General features: G+C 52.9%; 12 protein-coding genes. 6 read left to right on the forward strand and 6 right to left on the reverse strand.

What is annotated here, in order from left to right; genetic code table 11:
- A complete protein-coding gene (locus tag KU854_RS05300) occupies positions 1–1,056 on the reverse strand; it encodes a LacI family DNA-binding transcriptional regulator (protein WP_255555427.1) in 1,056 nt (351 codons plus the stop codon).
- 29 nt (positions 1,057–1,085) lie between these two features.
- Here KU854_RS05300 and KU854_RS05305 point away from each other — a divergent pair, with 29 nt between their 5' ends.
- Genes KU854_RS05305 through KU854_RS05315 form a run of 3 tightly spaced genes read left to right on the forward strand, consistent with a single transcriptional unit; the run spans position 1,086 to position 5,065 of the window.
- On the forward strand, positions 1,086–2,678 hold the full coding sequence (locus tag KU854_RS05305; RefSeq protein WP_255555428.1) for a glycoside hydrolase family 32 protein: 1,593 nt from the start codon (positions 1,086–1,088) through the stop codon (positions 2,676–2,678).
- 18 nt (positions 2,679–2,696) lie between these two features.
- Complete coding sequence (locus KU854_RS05310) at positions 2,697–4,085, forward strand: PTS transporter subunit EIIC (RefSeq protein ID WP_218357412.1); 1,389 nt, start codon at positions 2,697–2,699, stop codon at positions 4,083–4,085.
- 56 nt (positions 4,086–4,141) lie between these two features.
- Positions 4,142–5,065, forward strand: a complete 924-nt coding sequence (locus KU854_RS05315) for an aminoimidazole riboside kinase (protein WP_218357413.1) — start codon at positions 4,142–4,144, stop codon at positions 5,063–5,065.
- 51 nt (positions 5,066–5,116) lie between these two features.
- Here KU854_RS05315 and KU854_RS05320 read toward each other — a convergent pair whose 3' ends face one another.
- Complete coding sequence (locus KU854_RS05320; RefSeq protein WP_218357414.1) at positions 5,117–7,750, reverse strand: ATP-binding protein; 2,634 nt, start codon at positions 7,748–7,750, stop codon at positions 5,117–5,119.
- Between the two features lie 19 nt (positions 7,751–7,769).
- A complete protein-coding gene (locus KU854_RS05325; protein ID WP_218357415.1) occupies positions 7,770–8,645 on the reverse strand; it encodes a phosphate/phosphite/phosphonate ABC transporter substrate-binding protein in 876 nt (291 codons plus the stop codon).
- Between the two features lie 266 nt (positions 8,646–8,911).
- Between KU854_RS05325 and metC the strand changes: the two genes are divergently transcribed.
- Positions 8,912–10,102 (forward strand): cystathionine beta-lyase, encoded by a 1,191-nt coding sequence (gene metC / locus KU854_RS05330; protein WP_218357416.1) that lies wholly within the window; start codon positions 8,912–8,914, stop codon positions 10,100–10,102.
- Positions 10,103–10,161: 59 nt separating this feature from the next.
- Here metC and KU854_RS05335 read toward each other — a convergent pair whose 3' ends face one another.
- From KU854_RS05335 to KU854_RS05345, 3 genes are all read right to left on the reverse strand, one after another.
- The gene (locus KU854_RS05335; protein ID WP_218357417.1) at positions 10,162–10,461 is read right to left on the reverse strand and encodes an antibiotic biosynthesis monooxygenase family protein; all 300 of its coding nucleotides are present in this window, start codon (positions 10,459–10,461) and stop codon (positions 10,162–10,164) included.
- Positions 10,462–10,481: 20 nt separating this feature from the next.
- The gene (locus KU854_RS05340) at positions 10,482–11,102 is read right to left on the reverse strand and encodes a thioredoxin domain-containing protein (protein WP_218357418.1); all 621 of its coding nucleotides are present in this window, start codon (positions 11,100–11,102) and stop codon (positions 10,482–10,484) included.
- Between the two features lie 184 nt (positions 11,103–11,286).
- The gene (locus KU854_RS05345; RefSeq protein ID WP_218357419.1) at positions 11,287–21,654 is read right to left on the reverse strand and encodes a VCBS domain-containing protein; all 10,368 of its coding nucleotides are present in this window, start codon (positions 21,652–21,654) and stop codon (positions 11,287–11,289) included.
- A gap of 383 nt (positions 21,655–22,037) precedes the next feature.
- Between KU854_RS05345 and KU854_RS05350 the strand changes: the two genes are divergently transcribed.
- Positions 22,038–24,734, forward strand: a complete 2,697-nt coding sequence (locus tag KU854_RS05350) for a response regulator (protein WP_218357420.1) — start codon at positions 22,038–22,040, stop codon at positions 24,732–24,734.
- Positions 24,724–26,469, forward strand: a complete 1,746-nt coding sequence (locus KU854_RS05355) for a two-component system response regulator (protein ID WP_218357421.1) — start codon at positions 24,724–24,726, stop codon at positions 26,467–26,469. Before KU854_RS05350 ends, KU854_RS05355 begins: the two co-directional genes overlap by 11 nt.
- The last annotated feature ends 60 nt before the right edge of the window (positions 26,470–26,529 follow it).

Genomic DNA, 26,529 nt, shown 5'->3' on the forward strand with positions numbered 1-26,529 from the left:
TCAACGCACTACCAATCGAGGCGGAAAACGTATGCTGGTATAACAGCCGTGTTTTCCGCCTTTTTCATTCACCAGTACCAGCATTTCTTCGAACCCACGGTAGGCCATCTCATTGATAGGCTGCGCGATACTGGAAAAAACCATTAAACGCGCTGTCATACTGTCGTCGAAACCCACCACATCAATCCCGTAAATGCCTTGCTTTTCCAGTTCCCTGAGCAGCTTGTCGGCCGTCACATCATTCATGCAGAAAAAAGCAGTTGGTGGTTTGGGCTGTTCAAAGCATTGCTTCAGAAAGGCCACAAGATCAGGCTCTTTTTTCACATCAAAGCAATCGGTCTCCTTCAGCGGGAAACCGCGTTCAGCTAAATGCTGCCGGAACCCGATAAACTTGTTTTCCGAACTGCCGGTGACGCCGATAAAACCGATTCGGGTGTGCCCGCTGTCAACCAGGTGCTTAGCCGCGAGCATTCCACCCATAGCATGGTCGACACCGAAACTGGTAATCAGTGGTGAGGTGCGCGTCAGCACAACGACCGGATAAGGCAGTTCTTGCAGCTGTTTTAAGTAGGCCGGCGCACAATTCAGTGGCAACAAAAAAACGCCGTCAACTTTGTGCCTTGCACATTCTTCCAGATACAACCGCTCTTTATGCCTGTCATGGCGGCTGTTGAAAAATAGAATACTGCGGCCGTGCAAGTAAGCCTGCTTTTCAAGCACATCCAAAAACTGGCTGAAGAAAGGGTTGGTGATGTCTGGCACGATAACGCCGAAAAGCTCTGTGGGTTTGGCACGTTTGCGTTGATGCGGTTGGTAACCGATCTCATTCATCACCGCTTCCACCCGTGCCCTTGCTTCCGGCGACACCTTTTCCGGCGTATTTACCACCCTGGATACTGTGGCGATCGAAACTCCCGCCAGCTTTGCAATGTCCCGAACGTTACTCATGGTGAAGCCCAAAAGAATAAGAAGGATATCAATGTAACAAAATTCATTTGTTACATCACAGTTCAATTTGAAGACAGGGGAAAATGAGGGCGAATTGCCTTCACCCATGAGCCTACCCCCTGAGCAAGTACAAGACGATGGATTATTCTGTCGCCATTGCACACCAACAACCTTTTGTTCCAGAGAGAATGACGTTGAAACTCCTGTCTGATCCGAAATATGTCGCTTTGAATGCGCAAACCTGGCCCCGCTATGACGCCTACCAGCATCAGGTGAAGGCGAGCCATTGGCGCCCGGCATTTCACCTGTCTCCGGTGGCGGGTCTTTTGAATGATCCGAACGGCTTTTGCTATTTCGCCGGTGAGTACCACCTGTTCTACCAGTGGTTTCCGTTTGGCATCGCCCATGGCATGAAACACTGGGCGCACGTGCGCTCCAACGATTTGGTTAACTGGTCAGCCCCTTCACTGGCGATGACGCCTGATTCCGGTTATGACCCACGTGGCGTGTATTCCGGCGCGGCGTTCCTTCATCCTGTTGATAACCAAATGCTGCTCTATTTCACCGGTAACCTGAAATATGAGGGTGACAAACGGGATGCGACTCAGTGCGTGGCAACCCTGTTTGCAGATGGCAAGGTCACCAAAAATGCCAACAACCCGCTTATTCCTCATGTACCTGAGGGCTTAAGTGGTCATGTCCGTGACCCGAAAGTAATTGTTGTAGAAGACGGTTATCGCATGTTGCTTGGTGCGCAAACACTTGGCGACAAGGGCTGTGTTCTGGTGTATCGCAGCGATGATGCATTCAACTGGACACTGTTGGGACAGCTGGAAGTGGCTTTTCCGGCTGGGCAGGAAATTGGTGGCTACATGTGGGAGTGTCCGGATTACTTCGTACTCGATGGTCACGATGTGTTGGTCTTCTCACCACAAGGAATTGAACCGCAAGGCGCCCGTTTCCACAACCAGTTCAACGTAGTGTATTGCCTTGGCAAAGCGGACTGGAATGCACTGACTTTCCGAGTCGACACGGTTGAGGAGTTTGACCGCGGCTTTGATTTTTATGCGCCGCAGACAATGGAAAACAACCCGGACGGGAAACGGGTGCTTTGTGCGTGGGCCGGTTGTGGAGACCCTGAATTTCCGAGCGATGTGGAAGGCTGGTCAAACTGCCTGACGTTCCCACGTGAACTTTACATTCAGGAAAACCAGCTCTGCCAACGTCCTATACCTGCCATTGAAAAGCTCTACCTCAGTAGCCAGTCCGGCTGCGGAGAGGTAAAGGGCATTGAGGTGATAACGGGCAATATTCCCCACCGCTATCGCCTTACCCTGACACTCTCCAACCTGTCTGATGAAACGCTGGAACTACAGCTGCTTGCAGACGAAAGGGAATCGCTCAACCTGCTTCTCGACAGGGCAAAAGGCCGCGTCACCCTTGACCGCAGCAAAATGCAGCACCGCTTTGCCACTGCCTGGGGCGAGCAACGAGACTTGGATTACCCGCTCGGTAACTCCGTTCAGGTTGATGTTCTGGTGGACGGCAGCATCGTTGAAATCTTCCTTGATGGGGGACGTGCTGCGATGACTGCGAGGGTTTTCCCAGCAGGCGCAACAGGCGATATACGGCTGCTCGGCTCGGCATCAGCGCAATATCAATGTGCGACGCACCTTTTGAAATCTTCCGTAAACACTGCACCAATTTCGGCAGACGTCTTATCAAAATAAAACGATCAGGATTCATGTATGGACTATCCAGCTATTGCTAAGAAAATCGTTGCCTCTGTAGGGGGCTTACAAAACATAAAAAATGCGGAGCATTGTGCGACACGTTTGCGACTGGTGCTGGCTGATGCCGGGCAAGTGGACGTGGATGCGGCCAAAGGCATTTCTGAAATCAGTGGCTATTTCGCCCAGTCCGGACAGCACCAGTTTATTATCGGTACGGGCAAGGTCACCCATGTGTTTGAAGAAGTGAAGAAACTGATGGGCAATGGCGGCGAGGAAACCGCGTCAGGATCCAACTTCAAACAAGATGCGTATGCCAACATGACCACAGGCCAAAAAGTGGTGCGTACCTTTGCAGACATTCTGATCCCTCTGATCCCTGTTCTGGTTACCACGGGTCTGTTGATGGGTCTGCGCGGGCTGATGTTACAGCTGGGCGTACCTTTCAGTGAGAACGGACTGGCGCTGTTCAGTATGCTGACGGATACCGCGTTTGCTTTCCTGCCTGTTCTTATCACCTATTCTGCGGTCAAGCGTTTTGGCGGTAACCCGGTTCTCGGCATCGTGGTGGGTTTGATGATGGTTGCCCCACAACTGCCCAATGCATGGGTGGTCGCCGGTGGAAATGCCGACCCGATGACAATCTCATTGCTGGGTATCACTATCCCGCTGGTGGGTTATCAGGGGACAGTTCTGCCCGCGATTTTCGCAGGCTGGTTCCTGTCACTGGTTGAAAAACGTTTGAGAACCTTTGTTCCAGCGGTCATGGATCTGGTGGTAACACCGTTTATGACCATCCTGTTTTCCATTGCGGTTATCCTGCTGGTCGTCGGCCCGATCCTCCAGGTGATTGAACATCAAATCACCCAGCTGGTGGTGCTGGGTCTGGAACTGCCTTTTGGCATCGGTTACGTATTGGTTGGTGCGCTGCAGCAATTGATCACCATCTCCGGCCTGCACCATGCGCTCGGCGTCATTGAAATTGGCCTGATTAATGAGCGTGGGAGTAACCCGCTTAACCCGCTCATCACAGCGTCCATGGCCGGCCAGTTTGGCGCAGCCATTGCGATTGCGACCCTGCTCAAAGACAAAGTGAAGAAAGCCAATGCCTACAGCGCCTCTATGTCGACCCTGTTCGGTATTACAGAGCCACTGCTGTTTGGCGTAAACCTGCAATACGGTAAAGCCTTTTTGATTGGTATGAGTGGCGGTGCGGTTGGCGGTATGGTTGCCTATATCTTCAATGTCAGCGCCTCTGGCATGGGCATTACCTTTATCCCGGGCCTGCTGCTTTATACCAGCTCATTGTTTGATTTAGCCATGTATGTGGCAGTGATAGCGGCGGCGTTTTCAACCTCCTTTATCCTTACCCGGATCTATAATCCAGTGGTAAACAGCGCAAACTGATAGCAACCTGCAGGCCGTCAATTGACGGCCTGCAAGCCTAAAAAGGAATACGTTTAATGAAGAAAGTGTGGTTGACAGGTGATGCGGTTGTAGACCTGATCCCAGATACGGAAATGACCTATCTGAAATGTCCGGGCGGTGCGCCTGCCAATGTGGCGGTAGGTGTGGCGCGTTTAGGCGGGGACGTTGGCTTCTTTGGCCGTGTGGGTGGCGATCCATTTGGCCGTTTTTTGAAAGAAACCCTGAACAAGGAAAACGTCGGCACTGGGCATCTGGTACTGGATGCTGACCACCGCACCTCCACCGTGGTTGTGGAACTGGATGCCCATGGCGAGCGCAGTTTTACCTTTATGGTGAAACCCAGCGCCGACCAGTTCCTGCAACCGCAGGATATTCCAGCTTTCTCAGCCGGCGAGTGGCTTCATACCTGCTCAATTTCGCTGGCGAATGAACCTAGCCGCAGAAGCACATTTGGCGCAATGGAAGCGATCAAAGCCGCGGGTGGCTTCATCAGTTTTGATCCCAACCTGCGGGAAGAAGTGTGGCAAAATCCGGATGAAATTCGTGCAACCGTAATGCGTGCCGTGGCGATGGCGGATGTGGTGAAATTTTCTGACGATGAATTGCTGTTCTTGACGGGTACCAATGATTTGGACGCTGCCCTTGATGCGGTCAAACCGCTCAACATACCTATGATCCTCATTACGCAGGGCGCACGGGGTGCATGGTTGGTAATGGGAGACAATAAAGCGTTGGTCACTGGAAAATCAGTCTCGCCAGTTGATACCACAGGCGCGGGTGACGCTTTTGTTGGCGGGTTGCTGGCTTATCTGTCACGGGTTGATGACTGGCAGCAGCAAGACGTAGCGAAGCAGGCAGTGGTGTGGGCGAATGCCTGCGGGGCGTTATCGACCACTCAAAAAGGGGCGATGACAGCACTGCCGGATTTGGAAAGTCTGGAACGCTTTATTCAGAACTGAACGGGTTATCAGTAGCCGAACAATAGAAAATCGCTCTGCTTGGGCGATTTTTTATTCACTGGTTAGCTTAGCCAGGCGCGTTTTCGCTGCTTCCTGTAACGTTTTCTGCAGTCTTGACCTGCTAACCGGTTTGGTAAGGTAACTGTTCATGCCAGCGGCAAAAGCGCGTGCGGAATCTTCCTGACCGGCATGGGCTGACAGGCCAATAACGAACACCGAGGGCAACTGGTGTTCCTCCTCAAACTTCCGTATTTTCTGCGTCAGCTCATAGCCGTCCATTTCCGGCATGGTCACATCGGTGATCAAAATGTCGAACAGGTTACGCCGATAGTGGGCAATGGCCTCGGCGCCGCTGGAAAAGAAGGTGATGTTTTCCGTCATTCCTTCGATGTAGAGGCGGATTATCTCGCGGTCATATTCCATATCATCGACGATAGCGACAGCGAAGTTATTCAGCGTGGAAAGCTCGGCAGCTGCATTTTGAGGGGCGACGCGCACAAGCTGGGGCTCGCTTTGCATGGCCAGCTGCAACTCCTGCAGTAACTGGTTCATGCGAAGGGGCTTGGCTATCAAACGGCGGTCGCGGTCTGTAGCTTCAAGATTAAGCTGACGCATTTTGGCCACGACGCCAACCCAAGGGCAATGAGGCGTTGGGTTGAGATCTTCGATTTGCCCCGCCATCACAATGGCAACATCAAATTGCTGGGATGCCAGCGAAGGGTGCTCGAGGCTGTTCAGATAGGTAGTTTCTGCCTGCCAGTGGTTCAGGTATCGGTCCAGCAAAGGGCGGTGGAGCGGGTCGGCATTGACCACGGCAATGTTACGTCCTTTGAACACGCTTAGGTGGTCGTGCTCAGGCTGGCAGTGCGGCAGGCAGAGGGAAAAAGAGAATTTGCTGCCTTTGCCGGGTTCGGACTCCAATTCCAACTGGCTGTCAAACAGCTCCAGAAGGCTGCGGGTAATGGAAAGCCCGAGGCCTGTTCCGCTGTACCTGCGGCTATCAAAGGCATCGTTGCTGTCGAAAGAATGGGTAAGTTCGTCAATTTTATCGGTGCCGATACCGACACCGGTGTCTTCGACGGAAACCGAGAAAGCGGATGTTGTTGGGTCATCGCTGGGGGCTCCGCGAACCACCACCTTGATGTAACCGTGGGGCGTAAATTTCACGGCATTGCTGAGAAGGTTATAGAGCACCTGGCGCAACCGGGTTTCATCCCCCAACACCCAGGTATTGAGTTCAGGCGGAATATCAATCACTACCAGCAACTCTTTCTCTGCAGCGGTCACCGAAGCGAGGGTCGCCGTTTCCTCCACCACATCCTGAATAGAGAATACAACCTGCTCCAGCGTCAACTGGTTGGCTTCCAGCTTGGAAAAGTCGAGCAGGTCATTCATCAGTTGCAGCAATTCATTGGCCGAGTTGTTGATGATCGTGGCGAAATCCGCCTGCTCCTTGCTCAAGGGTGAATCTTTCAACAATTCAGACAATCCGATAATGCCGTTCATGGGAGTGCGGATAGCATGGCTCATGTTGGCAAGAAAAACGGATTTAGCTCTTGTGGCCTGCTGGGCGATATCGGCTGCTTCACGAAGTTTCAATTCCAGTGCGTAGTGCTCACGGACATCCCGCACGATCAATGCAAACCGTTCGACATTGCCACTGCCGCCATGGATGGGAATAACCGTAATTTCAGCGCGCAGGCTGGCATTGCTGCGCGTCAGGCAGGTTGCGCGGACTGTGATACTCTGCCCCTGTGCCATTGCATCACTCAAACGGTAAGCGGCTTCCTCTGCGGTGTGTTCGCCGAACAGCAGGGTCTGGAAGTGAATCCCGGTGGCATTTCTCTCGTCGTAACCGGTCAGCTCAAACAACGCCTGGTTGGCATTGGAAACCACACCGGAAAGGTCGGTCACCAGATAGGCTTCGTGTGATTGCTCAACAATCTCTGCCAGCAGTTTGTTCTGCTTTGCCAACTGCTTGAAGCGGTCTTTTTCCCAGGAAATTTCCTTGTAGCTATGTGACAGGGCGACAGACATGCTGTTGAACGCTTCCGCTACCTGTGCGACTTCATCTTTACCTTTGATGGGTACTGTCTCGCCCGGGCCGTTTTCCTGAATGCGCAGGGCGCTTTGCCGGAGCTCCAAAAGTTGCTTGGTGAGCAGGGAGCCGAAAAGGAGTGAAAACAGGGCGACCAGGCCCATTTCCAGCAATGCCAGCGACACCGCGTACTTCTGCGCGTCGTTGATTAACTGGCTGAACGCGCTGACATCAAGACCCACTTCGATTTGTCCGATGTTGAAGTCATCAATCATCACATTGCTGCGGATATCGTAAATCCCGTCTGATGACAAAGAAGGGGTTTCGTCGTAGTTGGGTGGTGGAGAGTCTTTCGGTAACAGGGACTCTTCTGCCAGCGTTTTACCCTGATCACTTCTAATGCGGATATAGGCAATGTCGCTGTGCTGGACGGCCTCGCGGGTGAACGCGCGCAGGTTAGCCAGGTCGGTGGAGATCACGGCATCACGCACCGCAATCGCAAATGTGCGGGAAAGGCGCTCGCCGTTATTGATGATTTGCTGCTCGTTGGAATCCCGAAGCCATCCAATCCCGGACACAATGAGGATCGCGAGCAGTATCAACTCGATAAACGCAATCCCCAGTATGGTTTTGAGACGAAATGACATAGGCAGTGTGTCCCCTTGGCTAGTCCACGTTAAGTACCGAAATCTGCAGTGCCCGCACGTCGTCCCAGTCCTTGTCTTCCGCTTGCTCGAATGCCTTTATGTTGAGCGCTTTCAGTGCCATCTCTCCCTCGTTGCTGTCGGATAATGTGACAAACGCATTTTGCAGACGTATACGGGCATCCTCTGAGACGGAAGGATGGGTCGCTATGGCGTGCGGGGTGAATCCCTCGGTGGTAAACAGTACCCGCAGCTTGCTTTTGGCTTCAGGTGGGGCAGCACCAAGGGTTCGGACAATGCCGCCCCCGCCGTCAAACAGTCCGTCTGCAACGGCAAGGTAGGCAGAGTCGTGGGAGCCAACATAGTGTGGCGTAAATAAGATCCCCTGATTTTTCAGCGTGGCTTGAGTGAGCAAGGTTGCCGCGAATGCAGCCGGAGCCGGGAAAGCGAGATTTTTGCCCTGGAGATCGCTGACTGATTTGATGTCAGAACTTTTGTTAACGACAAGGATCCCTTTGATGCGTTTGCCTTTGGCATGAGCGAATGCCTTATAGCCGGGAGACTGGTTGTACACGGTGAAGTGGTAAGGGTTCATGTAAGCCACATCATATTCCCCGGCAGCCAGGCGCTTTTCAAATTCAGGGATGTTGGGCGCTGTGGCAAAGCGGATTTTAAGGCCAGAAATCTCACTGACTTTTTTCAGTACTGGGCTCCAGTCGCGGATGAGTTTGGCAGACGACTGTTGGGGGACGACACCGAATACCAGTAGCTGTGTTTCATCATCATGGTTACCGGCATGGGCAAAGGCGTTGGAGACGGCAATGGCTGCGCCAAACGCAGCGATAAGCAACAGATGCCGGAAAGAGGTAACAATGTGGCGTTTAACTATTGATCTCATTGCAAATATTTCCTGATGTGAAACATTTTCTTAACTATAGTACAGCGTTGCTCTTTTGCGCCTGATTTCATCGTCAGCCAAAAGATGGCGCACAGTATTTTGTGGTTTGCGGATATTGGCCGGAATGAAAATAGTGAAGGGAAAACAGGCAGGAACAGCGCTGTAATTTAGGGGGAAGTGCGTTACTCTTGGGCATCGGGAATGAACTATCGAATTCGGCAAATGCCAGGCGCAGACGAACCCGCGCTAAAGAAAAAGGAGCTTTCATGTCGTCAGAAAAATTGAACACCACGCTGGTGACCGCCGGAAGGAAAAAGAAATACTGCAATGGCAGTGTGAACACAGTTATCCAGCGTGCCTCTTCCATCGTTTTTGAATCGGTTGAACAGAAGAAACATGCCACCAAACACCGCGGTGAGCGTGAGCTTTTTTACGGTCGCCGCGGCACGCTGACCCATTTCGCGTTTCAGGATGCGATGACTGAGCTGGAAGGCGGTGCAGGCTGTGTGCTTTATCCATGTGGTGCCGCCGCTATCGCCAACAGCATTCTCTCTTTTGTCAAAACTGGTGGTCATGTGCTGATGTCCGGTGGCGCGTATGAGCCAACCCAGGCGTTTTGCGACACCATCTTGCATGATATGGGCATTACCACCACGTATTACGACCCGATGATAGGTGCCGGGCTTGGCAGCCTGATGACGCCGGACACCCAGGTGGTGTTCCTTGAGTCTCCAAGTTCAATCACCATGGAAGTGCCGGACATTCCCGCCATGGTTAAATCGGTGCGTGCCGTCAATCCGGATGTGGTGGTGATGATCGACAACACCTGGGCGGCGGGAATTCTGTTTAAAGCGCTTGACCATGACATCGACATTTCCATTCAGGCGGGTACCAAATATATTGTCGGTCACTCGGATGCCATGATTGGCACGGCAGTCGCTAATGCCCGCTGCTGGGAAAGGCTTCGCGAGCGCTCCTACCTGATGGGGCAAATGGTTGATGCCGATACCGCTTACGTCGCGTCTCGCGGCCTGCGCACCTTGGGTGTACGCCTGAAACAGCATCATGAAAGCAGCATTGCTATTGCCAACTGGCTGGCGCAGCGACCCGAAGTGGCGCGTGTTAACCATCCGGCGCTGGAAGGCTCGGTGGGGCATGAATTCTACCAACGTGATTTTTCCGGCAGCTGCGGCCTGTTTTCCTTTGTGCTCAAAGCCAGACTGACCGATGAGCAAGTGGCAGACTATCTCGATAATTTCAGCCATTTCAGCATGGCTTATTCCTGGGGTGGGTTTGAATCGCTGATCCTTGCTAACCAACCGGAGGAGCTGAACGCTATCCGTCCTGCCGGCCCGGTGGATTTTGAAGGCACGCTGGTGCGGGTGCACATTGGCCTTGAAGATGTGGACGATCTTATTGCGGATTTGGACGCTGGTTTCTCCCGGTTGGGCAAGTGAGTCCAGCGGGAAAGTGCCCGCAATTGCAGAAAACAAAAATGGCGCTTCGGCGCCATTTTTCAGTTCAGGCCAGCAACAGCCTCATAATGTTCAACCGTAGGGAAGGGTTGATAGAAATGATGCAGCAGCGCTTTCCATGACTGGTAGCCGTCAGATTGCCGGAAGCCTTCCGTATGATCCTCCAGCGTTTCCCAATTGACCAAAAGCAGGTAGCGGCTTTCATTTTCCATGCAGCGGCGTACTTCGTGTGAGAGGTACCCACGCTGTGAACGGATGATGGCCTGCGCCTGGTTAAACGCTGCCTCGAATTCCTTTTCCTGACCGGGTATCACATTCAAAATCGCGACTTCCAGAATCATTCCCTTTCCCTGTCGAATCGTTATTGGTTGAGCAATGTTTTGATGGTCGCCACCATCTCTTCTACGCTCTTGTGCGCGGAGGTATTGACGATGTATTTGCCGTCCACCATAAATGTCGGTACGGAGGTAATGCCAGATTCCTGGGTGATCAAATCCGCACGCTCCAGCATAGCAAACAGGTCAGTCTGCTGCGCTTCATTCAGCTCATAAGGGCTGGTCAGGCCTGCATCGTTAAAGATTTGGGTCAGGCGCTTCTGGTTTTCTTCCTGTGATTCGCTCTGTTCTTCCTGCACGTATTTGAACAGCGCATCAGTCAGTGCTTTTGGTGGGTTGCCTTCAGTCTGGATAACCGCAGAGTAGTAGATCAGTGCGGCGAAGGTAGAGCTTTCATTGAAAGTGACATGCACTTTATCCACTTTCTGACCCGTTTGCTCTTCAATCACAGGGATCACCGATTCCATCGAGCGGCAGTGGTCACAGGCAAGGCTGAAAAACTCGGTCAATGGCGCCAGATTTTCTACCGATACCGGTTTTTCCAGCGTGGTGTAGGTTTGTACCTGAGGTGCTTCGTCGCTACAGGCGGTCAATGTCAGTGCTGCAAAAACAGTGATTGCTGGCAGGAAAAGGCGTTTGAGTGTCATGCGTTAACGTTACCCGGTTTCGATGGTTTTTCGCCATCACAGTGGAAAAAAAAGGTGCCCGATTATATACCATTTAGCCGCTGAGGCACGTCAGCGACGTAGGTAAAGATTCGTAAAGATAAAAAAATGCCAGTCAGCGAACTGACCGGCAATCAGGCTCTTGGGCTTGAGCTGTCTGGTTTTCTTAATCGACGATCATCCGGTTTTGCAGGATCATGGCATCAATCACGGACGTGCTGATCTGCTCTGTTGTCATGCCGGAGGTATCGACGGCATAAGCGCTTGCCATGTCATCAAGGCTCATGTTGTCGAACACCACCTGTTGGTCGACATTGCCATCTCCCTGGGTGGAGATGTTCAGAACCGCGTGGCCGTTTCCGTCATCAATCAGTGACAGGTAGCTCTCCAGTGTTTCCGCCGGATCGGAACCCATCAAATCTGACAGGTTAATGGTGTCCTGATTGGTATCGAAATCAACGATATGGTCGACCGCCGGGTCTTCAGTGGTACCTTCATCCCCGCGCAGGAAAGCAAAGGTGTCTGAACCCGAGCCACCGGCGAGCAAGTCATTGCCCTCGCCACCAATGATAAGGTCATCACCCAGACCGCCGTCGATGATGTCGTTGCCGAGATGACCGTGAATGATGTCGTTACCACCACCGCCAACCAGCACATCATCGCTGATACTGCCTCCAATTCGGTCGTTGCTGTCTGTACCGGCAAAGGTCACATCATCCAGTGCTATTACGTCACTCAGCACACTGCTGACGCCACTGAGCGATGCTTCGGCAATGGCAGTGTCAGAACCGCCAATGGTGACGTTCACCTGGGTCTGGTAACCGTTGTCCGCTGTCAGGGTGATTACTTCGCTCACCGAGTCGTTATCGCCCAGCGTTGGCGTTGAACGCGGATCCAGTGTGTAAGTCCAATTTCCGTTATCCAGCACGAGTGTGCCGTACTGGCCATTGACCGTGGTGTTGGCGAAGGAAGGGCTATCGTTAGCATCCAAATCCACTATTGAAAGCGCACCATGTGCCTGGAATGTCGCGGTTTCCGCCGCTATATCCTGATAGTTGAGGCTGCCGTCTCGTACCAACGAGCCATCGACAAAGGCCAGTTTAGTGCCTGCCGTGATCGTCGGGCCTGACATCTGGATCAGGAAATTACCCTGCTCGTTGTGATCAGCGTTGTGCCAACGGTCATTGTCATAGTCAATATCCACCACTGCGAAGGTGTAGACATTGCCTGAGGCATCTTTGTAATCAATGGTGTAATCGAAGTTTACATTGTAAAGCACACCGTTCACTTCGACTTTCTGGGTCGTATCGTAAACGTACTCGTTGGTGCCCATGGCATCGGTGCCGTCACCGTCCATGATGCTGTCGGTATCGTAAATGCGGGCGACAGTTGCCGATTTGTGGAAATCGATCTCAGGTGGATGATTGCCGATATATTGCATGTCTCCACTGCTGAATGAATAGCCATCATTCAGCCAGAACACATTGGCAATATCGACATAGTCTTTGGTGATTTCATCCGGTGCCACCAGCGTGGCGCTATTGGTGCCGACAATGAACGGTTCATCGTTGGTGCCTGTGATAGAAATTGTGATGTCTTTGACCGTGCCATCGGTTGCCGTCAGGGTGATCACATCCTGAACGCAGTCGTTACTGGACAGGGGTTCCGCTTTGACCGAATCAAGCTCATAGGTCCAGACACCGTTTTCAAGCGTCAGGGTGCCGTAGGTACCGTTGACTTGGGTATCAAGGAATTCCGGCGTGTCGTCAGCATCGGGGTCTGTGATGCTGATGGTGCCGCTGACTTTGATTTCATCCCCAAAGTTGCCTTCTGTCACCGCACCGGTAAACACACCGGTAACCAAGGGCGCATCGTCGGTGCCTTGCAGGGCAATCACAATCTCATGCTTACCACCTTCGGAGTCTGTAACGACAAAAGTTTCCAGCGTTTCTTCGTCAATTAACTGGGTCTTATCGGTGTCGAAGGTGTATTCCCAATGACCGTTGGTCAGCACCAGTGTACCGAATTCCCCCTTCAGGGTTGCGTTGTGAAAGTACGGTGTGTCGTTAGCGTCAGCGTCGGAGATAGAAATCGAACCTGAAACAGTACCAAAACTCTCGTTAACAACAGGGGCCAAGCTGACGTTGTCAATCAAAGCGCCGTAACTATCAGAATCGCCTTTACCTGAAAAACTCACGGTGATTTCATCGGTGCCTGACGGGATTAAAACATCAGCAGCAAAATTCACATAATGATCGTTGGGCTGGTCATTATTGAAGAATTTTGAAAACAACGTGTTTCCGTTTTTATCAAGCACTGAAACTTCGAAATCACTGGTATTTTCCAATCGGCTTGCAAAGTCAAAACTAAGCGCAAAGAGATGGTCGCCATTGGCGGTAAACTGAGAAACATTGAGGTCTTGCTGCACTGTCGTGTTGGCATAGCCGTCTAACTCTAGAACCGTATTGGTGTTGGAGTTAGTTGGTGCTCCGTCCATGGTTCCTTGTTGAAACTCGACTCTGCTATCGTCGGGGGAGTACCAGCCGCTGAGTTGAGAATTGGTAAGCGTTGTCCATTTGGCACCGAGATCATCGCCCCAGTCTTCAAAACCGCCATTTGTAAGAAGATTTTCACCGAGCTCCCGAGGTGTTGTATCCAAAGTGCCCGAGAAATCGCCTGTGACGATGGCGGCATCTTCTGTGCCTGTCACTGAGATGGAGACAGCCTGGGTCGTACCGTCCGTAGCTTTTACTGTGAACGTGTCCGTTACCTGCTGACCTTCGTTGAGGCTTTCCGCCTTGTTGTGGTCCAGCGTGTAAGTCCATTCACCGTTTATCAGGGTGAAAGTGCCATAGTTGCCAACTTGGGTGCCTTCCTCGAAAGAGACCGCTTCGCCATCGGCGTCTGACACGGAAAGTGAACCACTTGTTGAGACCACATCTCCGGCATTGCCCTCTGTCACGCTGCCGCTGAAGGTGCCGGTAATGACGGAAGCGTCATTTTCACCGGTGACGGTAATGACGATTTCCTGCACTGTGCCGTCGGTTGCGGTGAGGGTAAACACCTCTTGTTGCTGTTCACCGTCCGTGAGTGTTTGGGCGTTGGCATTCAGGGTATAAGTCCAGACACCGTCAACCAGCACCAGGGTGCCATAGCTTCCGCCAAGGGTGACGTTGTAGAAAGCGGGTGGTGTCTCGGCGTCAGGGTCGGTGATCGCCAGCGTGCCTGTGACAGATTGGCTGGCGCTGTCTTCACTGATCTGTGCGGAAACATTCCCGGTGACGACAGGCTTGTCATCGCTGCCAGTTACCGTGATAACAATTTGCTGTTCGGTGCCATCGCTTGCCGTCAGGGTGATCACATCCTGTGTGATTTCGCCTTCGGCGAGGCTGGCGGATTTGGCTTCATCCAACACATAAGTCCATGCGCCATCCGTCAGGGTCAGGGTACCGTAAGTGCTTTCGACGGAGGTGTTTTCAAAATAGGGTGAGTCATCGGTATCAACGTCGCTGATATTCAAGGTACCGGATACCGTCAGGTCGGACGGTGTGCCAACGTCCAGTTTCACGGAAGCGGCGTTGCCGTCTGCATCTACCAGGAAGTAACTGCCATCAGCAGTCTGGACGATAACCGGCGGTGTTTTGTCGTTTTCGATTCCAGGAATATTGGTTTGCAGTACCAGTTTTCCATCCTGTGAAAGTGTGTACAAATCGACACCGCCGTCCGGATTCGGGGTAGCAAACACGGGTTCCCCATCAATATATCCGGCGGTAGACATGTAAGCACCTGAGTCAGTCATCGCATCTGTCTGAACCAGTTCGCCGCTCTGGGTGAGTTCGAATACGGTGGTATTGCCATCTGTGTTTCCGGAGGCAATAGCATAGGTTCGGCCGTCTCCGGTCTGGTAGAAATTCACGGAAGCCCCACCGCCAATTTGAATAGCACTGCTGTCAACCGTGGTGAGGGCTGCGGTAATGTTGTCCACAACATACAGGGTGATGCCATCAGAACCTGCCGTCGCAAGGTAAGTCACCGTGCCGACTTTGATGATGTCGACACTGGATACAACATCGTTGCTGGCGAACGTCATACCCGTTTCAGTAAGGGCACCTGTTTCGGCATCATAGCTAAGTATGTCGACCCGGTCCGTGTGAGGGCGGGTGACAATCACATACTCAGTGCCATCATCCGCTTCAAACACCACGTTTTCACGCACTATCCCGCCACGGGTTTGGGACTGGGAATTGCCAAACTCTGACAAGCCGCCGACTAAAGAAAGGCTGCCATCGCTGCCAATGCCCCAGGTGGTGATGGAGCCGCTGTTCTGTGAGGTGAGGAACAGGGTGGTTTCACCATCAACGTCAGCGATATTTGACTGGGTGAGACCATTACCCAGCGCGGCAGGGGAAATGCCGGCTGCAATGAGGGCGGCCGTAATGTCTCCGCTGGATGTGCTTATGACGGTTCCGGCGCTGGAATCGTAGGTGAGGCGGTCCGTTTCGGTCAGAGTGCCATCATTTTCGACCCGCGAAATGATGGTCACGCCACTGTATCCGAAGCTGGTGGAGACCACATACGGCACGCCGTCAATGGTGGTGGTTGTGGTTGTCCAAGTGTTATTGCTGCCGTTGTCTACCGCGTCGCCATTCGCCGAGAGGCTGGCGCCCACATCGGGATTGATTGTGAACCCAGAAGCATTGACGCTGCCGGTTGTCACGCCACTAACCACCGCCGCGTTATCAATACCGGTGACAGAAACCGTCACCGTATGTTGGGAACCGTCTGAGCCTGAGACAGTAAAGGTTTCCGTCTCTGACTGATCGCCGGGAATGGTGGCGGCCTTGCTCGGATCAACGGTATAAGTCCACTGGCCATTAACCAGGCTGAATGAGCCATATTCCCCTTCCTGGCTGCTGTCTACCAGCGTTGGTGGCGTTGCTGCATCCGGATCGGTAATGGTGATACTGCCGGAGACTGAACCTGAAGTGCCATCATCTGAAATCGTGGCGGTGAGATCGCCGGAGACATAGGCGGCATCATCACTGCCGGTGATCGAGATGGTAATTTGCTGCTGGGTGTTGTCCGTTGCAGTCAGGGTGAAGACATCCTGCACCACTTCGCCATCTTTGAGTGGTGCCGCTTTGTCGGGATCCAGGGTGTATGTCCACTCGCCGTTGTCGAGCGTGAAGGTGCCATACGTGCCTTCAATCGTGGTATCGGCAAACGACGGTGTGTCGTTGGCGTCGGCGTCCGTGATTCCGATGGAGCCAGTTGTTGTGACATCTTCGGCGATATTCAGGTAGCTGATGGCGCTGGTTTCAGTGTAGGAGCCCTCGACCAAAGTCAGCTCGGTGCCGGGGACAATAGCTGGCCCGTCAATCTGTACCAGCACTGTCGTGGGTTCGTTTCCGCCGTCGTAATAGCTGTTGTTTTGGCTTTCACCAATACTCAGCACACCCATGGTGTAGGTGTTACCGTAGGCATCTGTGTAGTCAACGGTAGCCGTTACCGTGACTGGGTATTCGACCCCGTCAAGTTTGAGAGTCTGGGTGGTATCGCCTTGCGCAGCGTTGGTCAGAGCGCCGTCACTGTCAGTGATAGTGGCTGTAAAGCCGGCGCTGTTAAAGTGAAGGGAGTCAGGCTGGCTGCTGTTACCAAACGACTCGCCATCGCTGTCTGCATCGTCACCCAGTACGTAGAGGTTGGGAACTGTCACAATTGGGCCGGTTGCCGTGCTCACGGTACCGGCAAAGTCGCCGGTAACAACCGGTGCATCATCCGACCCTTCAATGGTGATAACGATTTGGTGATCAGTGCCCTCAGAGTCTGTCAGGGTGAAGGTTTCGGTGGTGCTTTCACCGGCACCGAACGACTGAGCCGCCCCCGGAGTTAATGTATATGTCCACTCACCGTCCGTCAGGGTCAGCTTGCCGTATTGGCCATCCAGTTCTGTGTTGTCGATTGTGGTGACGTCGCCGCTGTCCGGATCTACCAATGAGACGGTGCCTGAAACACTGCTATCCACGCCTTCAACCAGGTTGCCGGTGGTATCGCCTGTGAGTGTCGCGGCATCTTCTGTGCCGGTGACACTGATCACCAGATCATGTTTGCCACCCATGGAATCGGTGATGGTAATGGTGTCGGTGACCGTCACCCCCGCATCCAACGATTCCGCCAGCTCAGGGTCGAGGGTGTAAGTCCAGTGACCATCCACCATGTTGAAGGTGCCGTATTGACCCTGCTGATTGGCGTCTGGCAGGGTTGGGTTGTCGTTGGCATCCGGATCGCTGATGGTTAGTGAACCGCCAGTGGTCAGTGAACCGGCTTCGTCAGTGACGCTGCCTGACGTATCACCGCTCAGTTCGGCGGCATCTTCGCTGCCGGTAATGGTGATAACGATGTCATGCACTGTGCCGTCAGACGCGGTAATGCTCATGGTGTCTGTGGTGGTTTGCCCTTCATCCAGGTATTGCGCAAGTTCAGGGTCGAGGGTGTAAGTCCAATTGCCATTCACCAGTTCCAGCGAACCGTACTGGCCTTCGAATGTCCCGCTTGGCAGGGTGGGGTTTTCCCCTTCATCGGCGTCGGTTAACCCCAATGTTCCTGATGTGGTGAGTACGCCCGATCCCTCAGTGACATTTCCTGTGGTATTGCCGGTCAGAACCGGTTCCTGATCGGTGCCAGTGATGGTGATGGTAATGTCATGTTTCGAGCCGTCCGACGCCGTCACGGTAATCACGTCCGTGGTGGTTTCCCCATCCGGCAGTGAGACTACAGAATCCGGGTCTAGCGTGTAAGTCCACTCGCCGTCATCCAACACCAGGGTGCCGTATTGCCCGTCGATGGTGTCGTTGGAAAGTGTCGGCGTGTCAATGGTGTCAGGGTCAAACAGGTCAATGGTGCCTGAGGTGGTTAAGTTACCGCCGTCTGAGACTGAACCTATGGTGTCACCGCGCAGCACCGGCTCGTCGTTGGTGCCGGTCACGCTGATCACAATGCTTTGCTGGGTGCCGTCTGATGCGGTAAGAGTAATGACATCTGTGTCCAGCTCACCCGGATTGAGTGTGGAAGCAGCATCTTTGTCGAGGGTGTATGTCCATTCCCCGTCGGTCAGTTCCAGTACGCCGTATTTGCCTTCAATGCGGGTATTGTCAAATGCCGGGGTGTCATCGGCATCGACATCCGAGATAGACAGGGTGCCGGAAACGGCCTGGGCGACACCATCGGTGGTGTCTGTCAGGCTGCCGCCAAACTCGCCACTCACGACGGGTAGATCGTCAGTCCCCTGAATGGTGATTTGGATATCCAGCGGCGTGCCGTCCTCTGCCAGCACTGTAATGGTTTCAGGCAGTGAATCCCCTGCATCCAGCGCATCAAAGGTTGCGGTGTTGGCAGGGTCGGAGGTGTAGGTCCAGTTACCGGCACGATCGATTACAATTTCGCCATAGCTGCCATTGTAAGTGCCGGGCTGGAAGAAATATTCGCCGTAGTCAGCATCGCTCACTGTAGCACGGCCGCTGGTGGTCAGCACGCTGTCAGTTTCGTTGATGGTGACGGCGGTTTTACCGCCAAATACGGCGGCATCATTGGTGCCATCAATCGTGATGGTAAGGGTTTGCACTGTGCCATCTTCAGCGCGCACAGAGAGGGTATCGGTCAGCTGATCCCCTTCACCCAAACGGTTTATTGCGCCTTTGGCGTCGTCAGAGCTGTATGTCCAGCTGCCGTCGGCATCAATGGTCAGCTCACCCCAGCGTCCAGTAATGGTTTGCGGAGTGAAAGTGTTGTCATTGCCGTCCACGTCGGTAGATGTCAACTGACCTGACGTGCTCATGGTGCCATCTGCTTCCACAATGGTGCCGATGATATCCCCGGCAATTTGCGCCGGGTCATTAGTGCCGATGATGGTCACCGTCAATTCAGTTTCAGTGCCGTCAACGGAGCGCACAGTAATGGTGTCAGTGATTTTCTCGCCTTCGCTCAGGGTGTCGAGCGCTGCGCTTTGCGCTGGGTCGGAAGTGAAAGTCCAGTTACCGGCGCGATCTATGGTGACCGAACCGTAGTCACCCATGTAGGTACCGGCCAACATAAAGGATTCGCCAGCATCTGGATCGACGATATTGATTGAGCCGGACACGCTGATCACATCGTTGGTTTCGTAGACGTCACGGCTGGAAATGGCTGAGAACACAGGGGCGTCGTTAATACCCTCTATCGTCAGGACGATTTGCTGCTCCGTGCCGTCTTCCGCGCGCACGGTGACCACTTCAGTCAGGGTTTCTCCTTCCGGCAGGCGCTGGATAGCGCCCGTGGGGTCGGTGGTGGTATATGTCCAATTGCCGTTTTCATCAATAGTCACTTCGCCACGCGGTGTGGTAATGGTTTCAGCGATGAACTTGTTGTCGTTGCCGTCCACATCGGTCGAGGTCAGGGTACCTGATGTCGACATGGTGCCACCGTTGTCTGTGATGGTCGCAGTGATGTCCCCACCAATAACCGCATCGTCGTTAGTGCCGTTAATGCTGATGGTAATCTGGGTTTCCGAGCCGTCAACGGAGTACACAGTGATGGTGTCCGTCAGCTTCTCGCCATCAGTAAGGGATTGAATGGCATCGCGGCTGCTGTCGCTGGCGGTATAGCTCCAGTTCCCGGCTGCATCAATCACCACTGAACCCCAGCTGCCTTCAAACGTTCCTGCTTGCATGAAGGATTCACCGTTGTCGGCGTCGACCACATTGATGGTGCCAATGGTTGACATGACGCCATCGCTTTCAGTGATCTCCCCGGTGCTGATGGCGGAAAATACCGCGTCGTCGTTGACACCCTGAAAGGTAATCTCAATCTGCTGCTCAGTACCGTCTGCAGCGCGAACTGTCACATATTCGGTCAGGGTCTCGCCTTCGCCCAGCGCCTTGATTGCGCCAGTCGGGTCGTTGGAAACGTAGCTCCAACTGCCATCTTCGTTGATGGTCAGTTCCCCGCGCAGGGTTGGAATCGTCTCTGCGATAAAGGTGTTGTCTTCACCGTCGACGTCCGCGGAGTTCAGTTGCCCGGAAGCTTGCAACGCGCCGCTGTTATCGACGATGGTGGCGGAAATATCGCCGGATATCAGCGCCGGGTCGTTGGTGCCTTCGATATTCAGCACAATGTCATGAGTGCTGCCATCTGATGCGGTAATGGTGATCACATCCGTGGCTTGCTCACCTTCAGCCAGTGGCGCAACTGCTTCTTTATCGACGGTGTAGGTCCAGTTGCCATCTTTGACGACCAGGGTGCCGTATTCCCCTTTGTACGTGCAGTCATTGAGGGTGGTTTCGTTGTTGGAGTCCGGGTCGATAACGTTAATCGAACCGGATGCGGAAGCGGGAACCGTGCCAGTGCCGTCGGTAACAGTACCGGTTAAATCGCCCTCCAGCGTGGCATCATCGTCGGTGCGGGTAATCGGCAGGGTGACACTTTCCTCGACCGTGTTTTTGCCATCCGACACACTGACTGTCACGGTGATTTCACTTAGGTTGAGAATGTCATCGTCGATAGCAGCAGCGCCTGCTCCTGTCAGTACGACCTGATCGCCTTCAATGCGGAAATATCCATTTGGGTCGTTAGTGATAGATACCGTCAGAGTATCGCCATCCCCGTCACTGGCTGAAATGGTCGCAACCGGACTGCCTTCGGAGACATTTTCATCCTCGGTCAGTGCTACCGGCGTCAGCGTTATCTCGGGAAGGTCTTCCACGGCAGCAACGTCTATATTCACGTTGCCGGAGAAAGAGGTCGCTCCATCGGTAATGTCGACGGTGAAGGAGATGTCCCCGTTGTAATTGGGTGGCGGGACAAGGGTAAACGAGCCGTCTCCATTGTCTTTTATCGAAACACCATCAACGTCAGAGCGAATGGCGGTGATGCGGATATTGTCGCTGTCGCCACCGGTGATGGCGCCAAGGATATCTTCACGGGAAAGAATAATTTCCCCGTCTTCTTCTGCACTGATATCAAGGCCACTAAAGGTGGGTATGGTGTAGGGGTCATCCTGGGCGGTGCTGAACAGGCTGCCATAACGGGCGTAGCCCAGAGATTCGATTTGTGCTGAGGTTACCCCGGAATCAGTCAGGGCTGTGGTATCGAATCCGGCGGTGACCTGCTGCCCCTCGTAGGTGTTACCTTCAATGATCACCTGAGATTCAATGATCACCTGGGAAGTGAGAGCCGAGCTTGAGGCAGCTTCCCCGGCGGCTGTTTCTGTCCCTTCCTGCTGGGTAGGGTCATCACCCTCTTCAATGGCAGCGATGATATCGGCAACATCGGAAGGAAGATCCAGGCCGGAAAAACCCTCTTCCGTTAGTATTAGTGCTTCATCCAGCACATCAACTTGTTCTTGTTCTTCTGTCACTAGCCAGGCATTTTTTCCATTGGGTACAGACACCACATCGCCAGATTCAATGGCGGTGTTTGGTAACGCCGGCACGACTTCGCCGTCTGGTTTCACTATAAATGCCTGTCCAACTACCTGACTCAGAACCAAGTTGATAGCCATAATCATCTCCCGGTTTGAATGACTCAAATTGGAGTCATTTGTTTACTATTCGCTCAGCTTGTTAAACGTAGTACAGAAAATTCTCGGCTGATAAATCGTCAGGGCGGAAAGACAAACTTTTGATAGTAAAGTGTTTCATTGTTGAGACGAGCGGGGTTCTATGTGCGCTGCAGGGGGAGGAGAGAAAGTGACTTGCCGAGAAAAAAGTCTTTGCTGTTTAAGTGCCTAAATGTGATTTATATCATGTGGAATTGGCAGTCGGATTAAATTGCCACTAGTTTTAAGAGACGAAGTTGCGTTTTAAATACGAGACGTTACGGCGCCAATTACTGTCAAATAAATCGACAGTTGGATGTCACCAACAGTGTCATAAGGAAGGCCCAATGAAAGGTTTGGTTAAGAACGAGCCAATCGTCGTGCTTGCAGACGAAGATCTTTCTCATATTGATTTTTTCCAGCAGGTGCTGGGCGAAAGTGGTTACTGGCTCCGCTCCGTGGCGACTCCGGAAAAACTGATGACCATTCTGGAACAGCATCCGGTCAACATTCTCGTTGTGGATATCAATTTTCCCTTCACTACCGGCGGCTCGCTTGCAAAAGAGCTTCGCAAAATACGTCTTCTACCAACCTGCCAGGACACGCGCATTGTCGTGACTTCCCAAGAATATTCCAGTGATCAGAAGCAGGAAGCTTACCGTGCAGGTGCCTGTGACTACACTATTTACCCGATTGCGCCGGAAGAGTTGTTCCTCAAAATGGGAACGCACCTGACCGCCGGGGCGCGCAAAAGCGTGGCCGGCGCGTTAAGCCGCAGCTTCAACACTCTGTCTGAAGCCAACATGGCGCTGTATCCCCTGATGGCGACAGCAAGAAGTTGTACCCAGATGCTGCGCCAGACTTCGCTCAGCAACAAACAGGCTATGTATGTTGATACGTTGAACAAAAGCCTGAAACGGGCAGCGGTTATTGCCGACAACCTGCGTGACTTTGAAGAACTGTCGAATGATTTGCTGGCTCTGGAGACTACGCCGTTTGACCTTGACCAGTTGCTGGGGAGTTTACGTGATTATCTGATTGGAGAGGCAGAAAGCCGGTCTGTTGAGCTTCTGTTTAACGTCCCGCTGGATGTTCCGCGCTCACTGGTGGGCGACCCGGATCGCTTTCGCCGCATCCTGCTCAACATCATCAGTGAAGCCATTGTCATCGGCGAGGGCCAGCCGATTATCCTGAGTATTTCCACCAAACAGCTGACCGACCATGCGGTGACGCTTGAGGTTGCCATCAACCAGAAGGTCACTGATGACGATACCATGTTTGATGAACTCGAGGAGCTGGCAGAACGTGTCGCTATCGCGAAGTCAGAAGTGGATGAGTCGGTTAACCTGCTGATTGCCAGCTGCCTGATTGAGCAGATGGGCGGTGAAGTATTACAGGAGCAATGCGACAAAGACGCAGGTGTGTACTTCAATGTGGAACTGCAACTGGCCAAAACTACCTCGGACAAGAGTTTTGCCGTACCGGTAGACCTGCGGGAATTGCGGGTATTGATTGTTGATGACAACCCGTCTTCCATCGCCGTTCACCAAGCGATCATCGAGTCGCTGGGCTTTAAGGTTGACTCCGCCAACAGTGTCGACGAAGCCTACAACGCTATCGTAGAAGGGCATATGGACATGGAATTGGAGGCCTATGATCTGGTGCTGCTAGACTGGCACATGCCGGGCAAAAAAGGGTTCCACCTGCTTGAAAAGCTGTACGGCGAATTGGCGCCTGATAAGCACCCGCTGGTGATTGTGATCAGTGCCTTCGACAAAGCGAAGATTGACAGCGAACGTGGCCGTGGAAAAATTGCCGGCTACCTGCACAAACCCATTTCTGCCTCAGTCATGTTCGACACCATCATGGATGTGATGGGACATAACCTGCCCAAAACCCACCGCCGCATCCTAGATGCCAAAGCCGGTATGTCTGGCGTTTCCGTCAGTGGTGGTGGCCGCCGTGTGCTGGTTGTTGACGATATGCCAATCAACCAGCAAATCGCCAAAGAAGTGTTGATCAGCAACGATTTTCAGGTCGACTTTGCAGGGTCAGGTAAAGAAGCGTTGGCAAAAGTCTGTCCGGCTCCGGAATTGTATGACGCGGTGTTGATGGATCTCGAAATGCCGGAAATGAACGGACTGGAAGCGACCCGAATCATCCGTGAAACAGCAGACATGGAAGCACTTCCTATCTTCGCTGTTACTGCCCATACCATGGAGCGCGACCGCCAACGCTGTCTTGAGGCGGGTATGAATGACCACATTTCCAAACCGCTGGATGCCGATGCCCTGTTGCAAAAACTGGCGGCATATCTGGGCTTGGTGGTGACCTCAGTGGTACCGAGTGACAATAAAGCCACTGAAAATGCAGACGATTATGAGTATGTCGATATCAAAGATGGCGTGAAGCGTGTTATCGGCAACGAAACGCTCTACTTCAAGTTGCTGAGCGATTTTGTCCATCAGGCCCGTAGTCAGGAGAACCAGATTTACCGCCTGCTTGATGTCGGCAGACAGACAGAAGCTGCTGAGCAGGCTCACACCATCGCGGGCAGTGCAGGGAACCTGTCGATCAATGCGCTCAGGAAATCGGCCAAGCAGTTACAAAACACCCTGATGTCGCTGGATGACTACAAAAATGCCCTGTCCCGTTTCAAAAGGGACATGAACAATGCGATCCGTGAAATTGGCGAAATCCTCCTTAACCGCAGCAACACGAGTCTGCCGGAACACTTGCTGAAACCCCTGCCGGATCCCGCAAGAAACAGTGAGAAAAACAAGCCTTCGTCGTTTTCTGACGGCGCTTTCCTGCAGCGGCTGAGTGCCTTCCGCAACCAGATTAAATCGCAGGAACTGATCGCGATTGATACCTACTACCAGTTGCTAATGGATTATTGCGATGTGGCGAGTGCGCTCAAACCTGTGGGCGACAAACTGATTGAACTGGAATACACCCAGGCATTGACGGCGCTTAACATCTTTATGACTGACAACGAGCTTGACGAAGCCACGGAAGAGAAGGGGATGTCCAATGCTGGTTAATCAGAATATGCCTGAAAAAGACACCCTGCTGATCATCGATGCATCGCCCAACAGCATTCGCATTCTCAATGCCATTTTGGGCGAAGAATACCGCGTGGTTTTTTCGACAACAGGTGCCACCGCCAAAGTGCTGGCGAAATCGGAAAACCCGAGACTCATCCTGATGGACATCGATTTGCCAGACATGGATGGCTTTGAGCTTTGCCAGTCGTTTAAAACCGGTACCGCGACAAAAGATATTCCCATCATCCTCATTACAGAGCACAAGGAAGACGAAGAGCGGGAAATGGGCTTTCGTATCGGATGTTCGGATTACATCGCCAAGCCGGTATCCCCCGCGGAGGTGAAACTGCGCATTTATAATCAACTCCGAATCCGCCGCAATGAAGAACTGATTGTCCAGCGCGCACTCTATGACTCCCTCACCGGGCTTGCCAACCGCAACCTCACCCTCGACAGGCTTCGTTATGCCATTGCCCATGATTTACGCCGCGGTTTGCTGACCGGTGTCATGCTGGTGGATATCGACAATTTCAAAATTATCAACGACACCCTGAGCCACGACGTGGGGGACCAAGTGTTGGTGGAACTGTCCCGTCGCATTGGAAAAACGGTGCGGGAAGTCGACACCGTAGGTCGCGTCAGTGGGGACGAATTCCTGATCGTGTTGCCGGGCTTGCACCAGACCGAAAATGCCGCCCAGATCGCCAGTAAACTCAGAAAAGAGATTGGTAAGCCGGTGGAGCTTAGTGGTGGCGGGGAAGTACATGTAACAGCCAGCATGGGGATTGCCCTTTCACCGTTGGATTCGGATGACTTCAAGCGGCTGTTTGCCAACGCCGATTTGGCCAAACATCAGGCGAAACAGGGTGGAAGGGACAGCTACCGTCTTTACACGTCAGAGATGAATGACAACATACAGCGCCGTATGCGTATCGAATATCACCTGGTGTGGGCGTTGTCACGCGGTGAGTTTAAAGTGGCTTACCAACCGTTGATTGATCTAAAAAACAACCAGGTGGTGGGAGCGGAAGCCTTGTTGCGCTGGCACAACGAAGAGCTAGGGCATGTGTCTCCCGCCGAGTTTATTCCCATCGCAGAACAGTCCAACCTGATCCATGAAATCGGCAAGTTTGTTCTGGATACTGCTACCCGTGATTTCCTGACATTGACCAATGAAGCGGGCGAGTTAATCCACGTAGCAGTGAATATCTCCCCGCAGCAGATCCGCCAGCCGGAATTTGTAAGAGATTTGGAAAGCATTCTTGAAACCAACGGGTTTGCCCCTGAGCGTCTTGAAGTCGAGGTGACGGAAGGCTTGCTGCTCAGCAATCAACCCAACGTAAAAGAGATCATCGGCAAACTACACAATATCGGTGCTGCGTTGTCGATGGATGACTTCGGCACTGGCTATTCTTCCCTGAGCTACCTGCTCCAGTTCCCGTTTGATGCCTTGAAAATCGACCGGGAGTTTGTCGATGGCATCACGGATGTCGAGCTGAATGAAGCACTGGCAACCGCGGTGATTTCCATGGCACAGGGACTGAACCTGAAAACGGTTGCTGAAGGGGTAGAAACCGCCGAGCAACTGGAAATGCTCAAATCCAAAGGGTGTGATTTGGCGCAAGGCTTTTATCTCAGCCGCCCGTTGGAGATAGACAAGTTCAGGGAATTTATCGGGGTCAGCGACGTTACTCAGGAAGCGGCCGAAAATTGTGAGATTGAAAAATCCTGAGCCAGAAGATGGCACTCCAAAAAGCGAACCTAGCGTTCGCTTTTTTTCTGCCCAGATATT

It is taken from the genome of Enterovibrio paralichthyis (genome assembly GCF_019209835.1).
Taxonomy (GTDB): domain Bacteria; phylum Pseudomonadota; class Gammaproteobacteria; order Enterobacterales; family Vibrionaceae; genus Enterovibrio; species Enterovibrio paralichthyis.

Excerpts from the sequence above, each read along its gene's own strand:
- KU854_RS05300 (WP_255555427.1), bottom strand. The coding sequence starts at position 1,056 with ATGGGTGAAGGCAATTCGCCCTCATTTTCCCCTGTCTTCAAATTGAAC.
- KU854_RS05305 (WP_255555428.1), top strand. The coding sequence starts at position 1,086 with ATGGATTATTCTGTCGCCATTGCACACCAACAACCTTTTGTTCCAGAG.
- KU854_RS05310 (WP_218357412.1), top strand. The coding sequence starts at position 2,697 with ATGGACTATCCAGCTATTGCTAAGAAAATCGTTGCCTCTGTAGGGGGC.
- KU854_RS05315 (WP_218357413.1), top strand. The coding sequence starts at position 4,142 with ATGAAGAAAGTGTGGTTGACAGGTGATGCGGTTGTAGACCTGATCCCA.
- KU854_RS05320 (WP_218357414.1), bottom strand. The coding sequence starts at position 7,750 with ATGTCATTTCGTCTCAAAACCATACTGGGGATTGCGTTTATCGAGTTG.
- KU854_RS05325 (WP_218357415.1), bottom strand. The coding sequence starts at position 8,645 with ATGAGATCAATAGTTAAACGCCACATTGTTACCTCTTTCCGGCATCTG.
- metC (WP_218357416.1), top strand. The coding sequence starts at position 8,912 with ATGTCGTCAGAAAAATTGAACACCACGCTGGTGACCGCCGGAAGGAAA.
- KU854_RS05335 (WP_218357417.1), bottom strand. The coding sequence starts at position 10,461 with ATGATTCTGGAAGTCGCGATTTTGAATGTGATACCCGGTCAGGAAAAG.
- KU854_RS05340 (WP_218357418.1), bottom strand. The coding sequence starts at position 11,102 with ATGACACTCAAACGCCTTTTCCTGCCAGCAATCACTGTTTTTGCAGCA.
- KU854_RS05345 (WP_218357419.1), bottom strand. The coding sequence starts at position 21,654 with ATGGCTATCAACTTGGTTCTGAGTCAGGTAGTTGGACAGGCATTTATA.
- KU854_RS05350 (WP_218357420.1), top strand. The coding sequence starts at position 22,038 with ATGAAAGGTTTGGTTAAGAACGAGCCAATCGTCGTGCTTGCAGACGAA.
- KU854_RS05355 (WP_218357421.1), top strand. The coding sequence starts at position 24,724 with ATGCTGGTTAATCAGAATATGCCTGAAAAAGACACCCTGCTGATCATC.